Raw genomic sequence first — 11978 nt, forward strand, 5'->3', positions numbered from 1 at the left:
GCGCGGTAGTGCCAGCAGCGCTCGCACTTGGCGTGCTGCGACGGCGTGACCGTCACCAGCAGGTCACCGCCTTCGGGAGCCGGCGTGACCTTGGCGGCCGACGTCAGCAACACGAAGCGCAGGTCGTCGTCCAGGCTCTGCAGCGCAGCCAGCACAGGGCCACCGGCCGCGATCGTGACTTCGGCCTGCAGCGAAGAACCGATCTCGCCTTCCACGCGCACAGCTTCGAGCTGGCGCGTGACCTCGGCGCGGACCGTACGGATGTCGTGCCACTTCTGCAGCAGGTTGTCCGCATCGTCCACACTCGGCACGTCGTAGTACGTGCTCGTGAAGATGGTGTCCGTGTGCTCGGTGCCGTGGGCAAAGATCTGCCACGCTTCCTCCGCCGTGAACGAGAGGAACGGGGCCATCCAGTGCAGCATGGCCTGCGTGATGTGGTAGATCGCGTTCTGCGCCGCGCGGCGGTCCTTCGAATCAGGCGCCGAGGTGTACAGACGATCCTTGAGCACGTCGAGGTAGAAGCCGCCGAGGTCTTCGGAGCAGAACGTCTGCAGCTTGGCGACCACCGGGTGGAACTCGTACTGCTGGTAATGCGACAGCACTTCCTTTTGCAGCCGCTCGGTCAGCGCCACGGCGTAGCGGTCGATTTCCAGCCACTCCGATGCCGGCAGGGCATGCTTGCCGTGGTCGTAGTCGGTCAGGTTGGCCAGCAGGAAGCGCAGCGTGTTGCGGATGCGGCGATAGCCTTCCACCACGCGCTTCAGGATCTCGTCGGAGATCGACAGCTCGCCCGAATAGTCGGTCGAGGCCACCCACAGGCGGATGATCTCGGCGCCCATCTTGTTCGAGATGTCCTGCGGCGCCACCGTGTTGCCCACCGACTTCGACATCTTGCGGCCTTCGCCGTCGACGGTGAAGCCGTGCGTCAGCAGTGCCTTGTACGGCGGCTTGCCGTACAGCATCGACGCGGTCAGCAGGGACGAGTGGAACCAGCCGCGGTGCTGGTCCGAACCTTCGAGGTACAGGTCAGCCAGGCGGCCATCGGGCTGGTCGGCCGACGGATCGTACAGTTCGTCACGATGCGAGCCGCGGATCACGGTCCAGTGCGTGGTGCCGGAGTCGAACCACACGTCGAGCGTGTCGCGGTTCTTCTCGTACAGGGCGGCTTCCTCGCCGAGCAGTTCCTTCGGGTCGAGCGATTGCCACGCCTCGATGCCGCTCTTTTCCACGCGCTTGGCCACTTCTTCCAGCAGCGCGGGCGTGTTCGGGTGCAGCGCGCCGGTTTCCTTGTGGATGAAGAATGCCATCGGCACGCCCCACTGGCGCTGGCGCGAGAGCGTCCAGTCCGGGCGGTTGGCGATCATGTTGTGCAGGCGCTGCTTGCCCCAGGCCGGGAAGAACTCGGTGTTGTCGATGCCGGCCAGCGCGGTCTCACGCAGCGTTGCCGAATTGTCCACCGGGGTCACGTCCATGCCCGCGAACCACTGCGACGTGGCGCGGTAGATGATCGGCGTCTTGTGACGCCAGCAGTGCATGTAGCTGTGCTCGTACTTGTGCGAGTTGAACAGGTTGCCCGATTCGCGCAGCACTTCCACGATCTTCGGGTTCGCGGCCCAGATCGACAGCCCGCCGAACAGCGGCAGCGTGCTGGCGTAGACGCCATCGCCCATCACAGGGCTGATGATGTCGGCGTCGGCCATGCCATGCGCCTTGCACGACTGGAAGTCTTCCACGCCGTAGGCCGGTGCCGAGTGGACGATGCCGGTGCCGGTATCGGTGGTCACGTAGTCGCCCAGGTACACGGGCGAGGTGCGTGCGTAGCCGGCATCCATCTTTGCCAGGGGATGGTGGAAGCGCACCTCGGTCAGCGCATCGCCGCGTGCGGTGGCAACGATCGAACCTTCCAGCGCGTACGTCTTCAGTTGTTCTTCGACACGATCCTTCGCCAGGATCAGGAAGCCGCGCGGCGTATCCACCAGCGCGTACTCCACTTCCGGGTGCATGTTCAGCGCCTGGTTGGACGGGATGGTCCACGGCGTGGTGGTCCAGATCACCACCCAGCCCGGCTTGCCTTCGAGCGTGGCCAGCGGCACGTGGAATGCGTGGGCGATCTTGTCGGCTTCGGCAAACGGGAAGCCCACGTCGATCGACAGGTCGACCTTGTCCTTGTATTCCACTTCAGCCTCGGCCAGCGCCGAGCCGCAGTCGAAGCACCAGTTCACGGGCTTGAGGCCGCGGAACACGTAGCCTTTCTCCATGATCTTGCCCAGCGCACGCAGCTCGTCCGCTTCGTTGCTGAAGTTCATGGTCAGGTACGGATTGTCCCAGTCGCCCAGCACGCCCAGGCGCTCGAAATCCTTCTTCTGGCGGGCGATCTGCTCGGTGGCGTAGGCGCGCGCCTTGGCCTGGACTTCCTGCACGGGCAGGCCCTTGCCGAACTGCTTCTCGATCTGGATTTCGATCGGCATGCCGTGGCAGTCCCAGCCCGGCACGTAGACCGCGTCGAGGCCGGTCAGGCCGCGCGCCTTGATAATCATGTCCTTGAGGACCTTGTTCACGGCGTGGCCGATGTGGATGTCGCCGTTGGCATACGGAGGGCCGTCATGCAGCACAAATTTCTTCGCGCCTTTACGGGCGGCACGGATCTTCTTGTAGAGCTGCTTGTCCTGCCACTGCTTGACCCACAGCGGCTCGCGCTTGGGCAGATCGCCGCGCATCGGGAACGGGGTATCCAGCAGGTTGACCGGATACTTGCTTTTTTCAGGCTTGGCGCGTTTGTCGTCGGACATGTTCGATTCTCGGGGCAATTCGTGAGGCGCGGCGCAGGGAAGCGCGCCGCGCGCGTGTCATTTCGGATGAGGCAGGGCGGGTCCGGCGGCGATGCATCAGGTGCACACGCGCTGCCGGCCGCTAGCTAATTCGGTCGGTGGCGGACGTGGCGAAGTCGCGCCGGCCACCCCCTGCCTCGGGCGCGCTCAGGCCGAAGAACGCACGCGCGTCCTCGGCGTCCTTGGCGATGGCGGCGGTCAGTGCGTCCAGCGAATGGAAACGCTCCTCGTCGCGTAGCTTCTTCATGAACTCCACGCGCACGAGCTTGCCGTACAGGTTCTGGTTCACGTCGAACAGATGCACTTCCAGCAGCACGCGGCCCGCATCCTCGACGGTCGGCCGCACGCCGATGCTGGCCACGCCGGGCAGCGGGTGGTCGGCAATGCCATGCACCTGCACCACGAAGATGCCGTTCACGGCAGGCCGCTTGTGCGAGATCTTGAGGTTCAGCGTGGGGAAGCCGAGGTTGCGCCCCAGCTTGCGGCCGTGAATCACGTGCCCGCTGATGGCGTAGCCGTGGCCAAGCAGCCGGCGTGCGTGTTCGAGATCGCCGTCGGCCAGCGCCTGGCGTACGGCGGAGCTGGAGATGCGGATGCCGCCTTCGGACACCGAACCCATCTGCTCGACATCGAAGCCGAATTCGCGACCGGCTTCCTTCAGGTAGCTGAAGTCACCGGCACGACGGGCGCCAAAGCGGAAATCGTCGCCCACCAGCACCCAGCGCGCGTGCAGGCCGTTCCACAGCACGTTCTCGACGAACTGTTGCGGCGACTGCGCGGCGAAATGGGCGTTGAAGTGCTCCACGACCACCCGATCCACGCCATTGCTACGCAGAGCGTCGAGCTTGTCGCGCAGCAGGGCGATGCGGGTAGGGGCGTGCTCCGGCGCGAAAAATTCGCGCGGATGCGGCTCGAATGTCATCACGCACAGCGGCAGGCCACGCGCATCGGCGGCCGCACGGGCGCGCGCGAGCAACGACTGGTGGCCGCGATGCACACCGTCGAAATTACCGATGGTGAGCGCGCAGGGCGCCCGGCTTTCGGCGTTGGGCAGGCCGCGGAAGACTTTCACGAGGACGGCGGACGAGCGTTTTAGGGAAAGCGAGCATTATAAGGCGAATGGCCCGCGTTGCCCCCTGCCTGGCCGAATTGCCGACTCGACGCCGATGGGGGTGTGGGCAAGCTGCCAAAAATGGCGAATTTATGGCGAATTGCACCGCCGGGCGATGGCGTGAGGCGGAGAAAGGCGGCATGATATGCGCCATTCGGAACATGAACCGCACGATTCCTGCAACGGTCAGCCCCCGTCCAACCCTGTTCGCGGGAAGCTTTTTGCAGTGGGCTGTCGTCGCCACGATACCGGGCACTCCACTCTTGAACGCGCTGCTTAACAAGCTACTGCCGCCCCCCGGACCGCAGCTGGACACCGAAACTCGGGCCAAGCTGCTGGTCACCGTCCATCGGGTCTCGCCCACGGCCATTGCGTCCTCGGTGCTGCTCCCCGGCCTGACCGCCTGGACGTTCTGGTACGAAGCCAACCAGGTGGCGCTGCTGCTCTGGTGCGCCATCATGCTGGTGCTGACCGTCGCCGGTAGCTGGTTTTACGTAGGCTTCAAACGCGACAGCGGCAAGATGAGCCGCTCGGCGCACACGCGCAAGTGGTGGAACAACATGCGCGCCATCGCCTTCCTGACAGGCCTGACCTGGGGAAGCTCCGCGCTGCTGCACCTCTACACCAGTTCGATGGTGTTCTCCGCCGTGCTCTACCTGCTGACGCTCGGCGTGCTGGCGGGGGGCGCCACGTCCCAATCGCCGATTCCGTCGAACCTTGTCTTCGCCGGGGTGCCGATCCTGGTGCCCAATATCCTGCTGGCCGATTTCGCCTTCCCCGGCCATGGCGGGTACGTGCAGATCCTGCTCGTGATCTACGCGCTGATGCTGGCGCGCCACTCGTTGAATCTGCAGCACACGCTGGTGCGCGCCATCCAGCTGGAATCGGAAAGCCGGCGGCTGGCCAAGCAGTTCCAGGAGGAAAAGGAGCGGGCGCTTCATGCGAGCGAGGAGAAATCGCGTTTCCTGGCTGCGGCAAGCCATGACTTGCGCCAACCCGTGCATGCGCTGGTGATGCTGGTGGAGGCGCTGCGGGCCCGGAACCAGTCAACTGCGTTACACCCCTTGGTGGAGCAGGTGGCCGCCGGCACGCAAACCATCGACCTGCTGTTCCGCTCGCTGCTGGATCTGTCGAAGCTCGAAGGGCGCAAGGTGCTGCCCACGATGGAGCCGTGCGAACTCAACGCACTGGTGAACGACGTGATGAGCCAGTTTGCTGCCGATGCGCGCGAGAGCGGCCTGACGCTGACGCCGCGCGTGCCTGACGAACTCTACGCGATGGCCGAGCCGGTACTGCTGCGCCGGGCGCTCTTCAACCTTGTGCAGAACGCGCTGCGGTACACAAAGCGCGGCGGCATCCTGGTGACAGCACGGCAGCGCCGCAAGCACGTGCGCGTGGAGGTGTGGGATACCGGCGCGGGCATCACGCCCGAGCATCTGCCAGAAATCTTCTCGCCGTACTACCAGGTTCACAATCCGCAGCGCGATCCGTCGCAAGGGCTCGGCCTGGGCCTGGCGATCTTCAAGGAATGCGTGCGTCTGATGCGCGGAACCTACGGCGTGCGTTCGGTGCCCGGCAAGGGTTCGGTATTCTGGTTTGCATTGGCGCCCGTGCCGGACGAGACCGTGGCCAGCGTGCGCGCGATGCGCAAGAATGCGCAGGCCGAGGAGGCGCGGCAGGATCGGCTGCGCGGCACGGTACTGGTCGTCGATGACGACAGTCAGATCCGCAAGGCGTGGATTGCGCTGATGGAGGCGTGGGGAATTCGTGTCGCGTGTGCCGCGCACGGGCAGGAGGCCGACGCGTTGTTCGCCAAGGGGCTGAAGCCGGACATCATCTTCTGCGACCTGCGCCTGCCCGGCAACGAAAACGGACTGGATCTGCTGGAACGCTGGCAGACCACGCAACCGCAGGCGCGCAGCGCGCTGCTGACGGGCGACCTGAAATCCGCGGCGCTGTTGGCGGCCGAGGACGCGGGCTACTTCGTGCTGCCCAAGCCCGTGGACCCCGCCAACCTGCGCATGCTGCTGCGCCGCTGGCTGACTGCGGTCTGAGAAGCGCTGGACGAGGAGCCGGCGCTTACTGGCGCAGGCGGAACCGCTCCATTCGCGACATCACCTGCATGCGCGTGCGTACGCCAAGACGTTGCAGGATGGCGGATACGTGTTCCTTCACCGTGTTCTCGGTCAGGCCGAGCTTGCGCGCGATGACCTTGTTCGGCAGTCCTTCCAGCACCAGTGCCAGCACGGAGCCCTGACGCGGCGTCAGGCCCAGTTCGGCGGGCGTGACCGGAATGCCGTGGGCGGGTCCGAAGGCCTGCGAGCGGCCCGACAAGGCTTCATCGGTCGGAAAACTCGTATCGCCAGCCAGAACCTTTCGCACGGCGGCCGTGAAGGCGTTGGCATCGAGGTGCTTGCCAACGAAGCCGCAAGCGGACAGCGCGCGTGCACGGCCCACGATCTCGGGCGTGGCTTCGGCGGACATGAAGATGAAGCGCGCGCCGGGAATCACGGTCTTGAATGCCTGCATGGCGTCGAAGCCAGTGCCGTCATTCAGCCAGATATCCAGCAACACGATATCGGGACGGAGTCCCTGGTTCAGCGAGTGGAGAGCTTCCTTGGCGCTACCGGCAGCATGTACTGCAACGTCGGGCATCACCTCCGCGAGGAACGCGGTGGTGCCGGAAAGAGCCATAGGATGATCATCGACCACCAACAGAGTCGGTGCAGCGTTCGACATGCGTATTCCCGTCTAATTTCCCATTTCGCCCTTGTTGTCACCGTTTTCCTAGAAATCGGCGCGTGGACGTAAAGCCCACTCTAACAGAGCGGGGTGCGCGTCACAATCGGTCGCAACATGGTGTTTCTTGTTGCATACGTCCCCAAAAGCGTTGTCCCGTGCGCGTTTCGCGGTAATTAAGTGCCTAATGTGCATGCTTTACAAGCGTTTGCACCACAGCTTGGTAGAATCGCGGCGATGAAAAATATTGTCATATTGATTTCCGGGCGTGGCTCCAATATGGAAGCGATCGTCCGGGCCTGCGCAGCCGAGCGATGGCCGGCGCGCGTGGCTGCTGTATTGTCGAACCGGCCCGATGCGTCGGGGCTCGCGTTCGCTGCCGATCACGGTATCGCCACAGGCGTGGTGGACCATAAGCTGTTTGCCGACCGTGCTGCATTCGATGCCGCGATGCGCGACGCCATCGAGGCGTACCAGCCCGATATCGTGGTGCTGGCGGGGTTCATGCGCATTCTGACGACGGAGTTCGTCGAGCACTTTGCCGGCCGCATGCTCAACATCCATCCCTCGCTGTTGCCGAGTTTTCCGGGCATGCATACGCATCGCCAGGCGCTGGACGCGGGGGTCAAGTTGCATGGCGCGACCGTGCACTTCGTCACGCCGCAACTCGATCATGGCCCGATCGTGATACAAGCTGCACTCGATGTACTGCCAGGCGACACACCCGAGTCCCTGGCCGATCGTTTGCTCGATAGCGAACATGTCATCTACCCGCGCGCTGTGCGCTGGTTTGTCGAAGACCGCCTGCAATTGCAGAACGGCGTTGTTCAAGTTCAACCGGCCGAACCCCAATGGTTCATGGCCATCTCGCCCGAAGCGGCAGGAAAACAGCCATGAGTCGTAATCCCTCTTCCACCCCGGACAATCGCCAGCGCCCCCGCACCAACAAGGGCAAGGGCAGCCCGATTCGCATGGCGCGCCAGCCTGGCACCGATGGCCCGCGCAATCCGGGTGGCCTGCAGGCCTTCCATTTGCAGCACATCGAGCGACTGATCGGCAAGGTGCTGCTGTTCGCGCGTCCTTCGGATGCTGTGGTCAGCTACTACTTCCGAGAAAATAACAAACTTGGCCATCGTGACCGCGGAATCATTGCGGAAGCGATTTTTGCAGTGTTGCGTAGACGCGTCGAATTTGGTCAATTTGCGGAAAGCGGCACAGGCTCCGCCACCCGCCGCCTTGGTCTGCTGGGACTGGCCTCGACGCTTGGCCGCGACGTGCTGACGCCGTTCCTGTATCCCGATGAAGCCGAGTGGCTGGATCGCCTGACGACGATCGAACGCTCGAGCCTGGCGCCGCGCGTGCGTGCCAACTTGCCGGAGTGGCTTTACGACGATCTGGTTGCGCATCATGGCGAGCCGTTCACGGCTGCCATCGGCGATGCCTGGCTGCGTCCGGCGCCGCTGGACCTGCGTGTGAACACGGCCAAGCTGTCCCGCGAGGAAGCGCTGGCCGAACTCGAAACCGCCGGGATTGCCGCGGAGCCCGCACCAATGGCGCCGGCCGGTATCCGCCTCAAGGGCAAGCCCGCGCTGAACCAGCTGCCGCTGTTCATCAACGGTGGCGTGGAAGTGCAGGACGAAGGCAGCCAGTTGCTGTGCCATCTGGTGGCACCGAAGCGTGGCGAAATGGTGGTGGACTTCTGCGCAGGCGCGGGCGGAAAGACGCTGGCGCTGGGCATGCAAATGCGTTCGACCGGCCGGCTCTATGCCTTCGACGTTTCCGAAAAGCGACTGACCAACCTGAAGCCGCGTCTGGCACGTAGCGGCCTGTCCAATGTGCATCCCGTGCTGATCGATTCGGAACGCGACGCCAAGGTCAAGCGGCTGGCTGGCAAGATCGATCGCGTGCTGGTGGATGCACCGTGCAGCGGCCTCGGCACCCTGCGTCGCAACCCCGATCTGAAATGGCGCCAGTCGCCAGAGTCGATCATCGAGCTGACCGCCAAGCAGGCAGCCATCCTCGAAGCAGCCGCCAAGCTCGTGAAGGGTGGCGGACGGGTCGTGTACGCCACTTGCAGCGTGCTCGAAGCGGAAAACGAAGCCATCGTCCGCGATTTCCTCGCCAAGAACGAGAATTTCCGACTGGTGCCGGCCGCCGAAATCTTTGCCGAACAGAAGATCGAGGTGCCCAACTTGCCGGCAGAAAGCGGCATGTTGGCGCTTTATCCGCACGTTCATCAGACCGACGGCTTCTTCGCTGCCGTGCTGGAACGCACGCGTTGATATCCCGTTGAACGCTGATCCGTGCCGATGAACCCTACCACGCTGGCCGAGCTGACGAACTCGCATTCCGTTCTGGGCAAGTTGCTCGACGATCTGATCCACGATGCCGGAGGGCCGGGCTTCTTCTGGCAGATCGGCGTGCTGGTCGGCAGCCTTGCCGTGGCATGGCTGCTGGCGCGATTCGTCGTGCGGCGTCTGGAATCGCGCCACGAAGACGCGAGCTTCGCCCTGCGGCTGGCCGCTGTCAGTCTCGAAAAGGCGATGTTCCCGCTGTTCGGCTGGCTGCTGGTGCTGGTGGCGCGTTTTGCGCTGGCGCCGTTCGTTTCGGTCAGCGTGCTGCGCCTCGCCCTGGTACCGCTGTTTGGCATCACATCGCTCTATATCGCCTTCTACGTCCTGCGCCGCGTGATATCCGCCAACGGCCAGTTGCACGGCATGCTTGTGCTGGTCGAGAAAGTGCTGACGACGCTGGTGTGGGTGGGCATGGCGCTGTACGTCACCGGCGTGCTGCCCGACGTGATCCGCTGGATGGAGGAGATGCGCTTCCCGGTGGGCGGTAAGCACCCGATCAGCGTGGCCGACGCACTGATGGGCGTGGTCTGGATTCTGCTGACCGTACTGGTGGCGATGTGGTTCGGCTCGTGGCTGGAGGAGCGTCTGATGCGCGCTCGCAGCCTCGATGCCAATCTCAAGGTGGTGCTGACGCGCGTGGCCAAGGCGCTGCTGCTGCTGGTTTCGCTGCTGCTCAGCCTGTCGCTGGTGGGAATCGACCTGACGGTGCTGTCTGTGTTCGGTGGCGCACTGGGTGTCGGTCTTGGCCTGGGTTTGCAGAAGATCGCCAGCAATTACATCTCGGGATTCATTATCCTGCTGGACCGCTCGGTGACGCTGGGTGACCAGATCACCGTAGACAAGTACACAGGCATTGTCTCGCAGATCCGCACGCGCTATACCGTAGTGCGCAACGGCGATGGCGAGACGCTGGTGCCAAACGAGCAACTCGTCGCCCAGGCGGTGCAGAACCATTCGTTCTCGGGCACCAATGTCCGCGTGGCGGTGCGCGTGCAGGCCGACTATGCGACCGACCCGGAGACTGTGATCGGCCTGCTCGAGACTTGCGCGGCCGATATCCCGCGCGTTCTGGCGGAACCGAAGCCGGCGGCGTTCCTCGTCATGTTTGGCGATAGCGGTATCGAGTACGAATTCGCGGTCTACATCGCTGATCCTCAGAACGGCAAGCTGGGCGTCCAATCCGCAATGAATCGTGCAATTTGGCGGACCTTCCAGGCAAATGGCGTGTCTATTCCCTATCCGCAACGTGAGTTGCGTGTGCTTAACGACACTTCTTTGCCCACGGCGGCAGTCATTGCATCCAGCTAGGTAGCCTCTGGGCCACCTTCGGGAACATTTGGCAGATTGGGTTATCGAAGTCGGGGAAATAGCGGATGTCCCCTCCGCGCCAATCCGGTAGAATGCCGGGTTGTCGTGGGTATACGATTTTCGATATCCGCCACCTCCACACCAGACAACCGCCAGATTGCAGCGGTTCGTGCCTCGGCCTGGCGCCCCTCAAGGTTCCGCCCGCGCCAGAAAGCTATCGCAATCGATGATTTTGCAGTCTTTTTTCTGCGCGACAGGTGCGCCGCACAGTGGTGCCGCGCTGCAAACACTCGTTTTACGACGGAGAACATAGTTTGTTCGACACAATTCTTGACTGGGCCGCCAACGGCCTCGCCAACTGGTCCTGGTGGGAGATCGTGATCTACACGCTCGTGATGACCCACATCACGATCGCAGGCGTGACCATTTTCCTGCACCGCTGCATGGCGCACCGGTCGCTGGATCTGCACCCGATTGCCCAGCATTTCTTCCGATTCTGGCTGTGGATGACCACGGGAATGGTGACGAAGGAATGGACCGCCATTCACCGTAAGCACCACGCCAAGTGCGAGACCGAGGACGATCCGCACAGCCCGCAGACGCGCGGTATCCGCAAGGTGCTGCTGGAAGGCGCCGAGCTGTATCGCGCCGAGTCCAAGAACAAGGAAACGATCGCCAAGTTCGGTCATGGCACGCCCAATGACTGGGTCGAGCGCAACGTGTACTCGCGCTTTGGCTGGCAGGGCGTTGGCCTGATGCTGATCATCGACCTCGCGCTGTTCGGCGTGATCGGCATGACCGTGTGGGCCGTGCAGATGCTCTGGATCCCGATCCATGCCGCCGGCATCATCAACGGCTTGGGTCACTGGTGGGGCTATCGCAACTACGATTGCGAGGATGCTTCGACCAACGTGTCGCCGTGGGGCTTCATCATCGGTGGCGAGGAACTGCACAACAACCACCACACGTACCCGACGTCGGCCAAGTTCTCGATCAAGTGGTACGAAATCGATGTGGGCTGGTGGTACATCCGCGCGATGCAGTCGGTTGGCCTGGCCAAGGTCAAGAAGACTCCGCCGAAGGCTCGCCTCGTGGAAGCGCGCGAAGTGGACCACAACACGCTGGAAGCCATCATCGCCAACCGCTACGACGTGATGGCGCGCTATGCCAAGGCGCTGAAGGCCGCGTACCGCGACGAACTGCGCAAGCACAAGGAAGGCGGCTCGCCGGAATACACGCACTACAAGCCGGCGCGCAAGTGGTTCCATCGTGAAGAGATGAAGCTGGGTGTGCCGCAGCGTCAGCAGTTGGCCACCATCACCGAGCAGAACAAGATGCTGCACACGTTCGTGGAAATGCGTCGCGAACTGGCCGTGATCTGGGGCCGCTCGAACATGACGCGCGAGCAGTTGCTGGCGCAGTTGCAGGCCTGGTGCCATCGCGCCGAAGCCAGTGGCATCCAGGCGCTGCAGGAGTTTTCGCTGCGCCTGCGCCGATACGCCTGATACAATCGGCAGCACGCCCGTCATGGCTAGAAAGCCCCGCCCTCGGCGGGGCTTTTTCTTTTTGCTGCACGCCCCATGTTGTTGGCAATAGACCGCGTGATGCAAAGCGCGGCGGCAACTGGGTGCCCCGAGG

Annotated in this window: 8 protein-coding genes; 5 read left to right on the forward strand and 3 right to left on the reverse strand. The window is 63.5% G+C overall.

Annotated features, from left to right (window positions below; translation table 11 throughout):
* Nucleotides 1–2789 (reverse strand): isoleucine--tRNA ligase (gene ileS / locus FFS21_RS17760; protein WP_137926097.1); only part of this gene is annotated, 2789 nt, incomplete at its 3' end.
* A gap of 121 nt (nucleotides 2790–2910) precedes the next feature.
* Nucleotides 2911–3900, reverse strand: a complete 990-nt coding sequence (locus FFS21_RS17765) for a bifunctional riboflavin kinase/FAD synthetase (protein ID WP_137926098.1) — start codon at nucleotides 3898–3900, stop codon at nucleotides 2911–2913.
* A gap of 302 nt (nucleotides 3901–4202) precedes the next feature.
* Here FFS21_RS17765 and FFS21_RS17770 point away from each other — a divergent pair, with 302 nt between their 5' ends.
* A complete protein-coding gene (locus tag FFS21_RS17770; protein WP_137926099.1) occupies nucleotides 4203–5993 on the forward strand; it encodes an ATP-binding response regulator in 1791 nt (596 codons plus the stop codon).
* Nucleotides 5994–6018: 25 nt separating this feature from the next.
* Here the strand turns inward: FFS21_RS17770 and FFS21_RS17775 are convergent, their stop codons facing one another.
* Nucleotides 6019–6678: a response regulator gene (locus FFS21_RS17775; protein ID WP_137926100.1), complete on the reverse strand. Its 660-nt coding sequence runs from the start codon at nucleotides 6676–6678 to the stop codon at nucleotides 6019–6021.
* 237 nt (nucleotides 6679–6915) lie between these two features.
* Here FFS21_RS17775 and purN point away from each other — a divergent pair, with 237 nt between their 5' ends.
* From purN to FFS21_RS17795, 4 genes are all read left to right on the forward strand, one after another.
* On the forward strand, nucleotides 6916–7575 hold the full coding sequence (purN, locus tag FFS21_RS17780) for a phosphoribosylglycinamide formyltransferase (RefSeq protein WP_137926101.1): 660 nt from the start codon (nucleotides 6916–6918) through the stop codon (nucleotides 7573–7575).
* Nucleotides 7572–8960, forward strand: a complete 1389-nt coding sequence (locus FFS21_RS17785) for an RsmB/NOP family class I SAM-dependent RNA methyltransferase (protein ID WP_137926102.1) — start codon at nucleotides 7572–7574, stop codon at nucleotides 8958–8960. The genes purN and FFS21_RS17785 overlap by 4 nt, the downstream gene beginning before the upstream one ends.
* 27 nt (nucleotides 8961–8987) lie before the next feature.
* Nucleotides 8988–10340, forward strand: coding sequence for a mechanosensitive ion channel family protein (locus FFS21_RS17790; RefSeq protein WP_137926103.1), 1353 nt, complete (start codon nucleotides 8988–8990; stop codon nucleotides 10338–10340).
* A 314-nt stretch (nucleotides 10341–10654) separates the two neighbouring features.
* Nucleotides 10655–11845, forward strand: coding sequence for a DesA family fatty acid desaturase (locus FFS21_RS17795; RefSeq protein ID WP_137926104.1), 1191 nt, complete (start codon nucleotides 10655–10657; stop codon nucleotides 11843–11845).
* Nucleotides 11846–11978 lie beyond the last annotated feature (133 nt).

Origin of the sequence: Cupriavidus sp. 2SB (assembly GCF_005503625.1) — a bacterium.
Taxonomy (GTDB): Bacteria; Pseudomonadota; Gammaproteobacteria; order Burkholderiales; family Burkholderiaceae; genus Cupriavidus.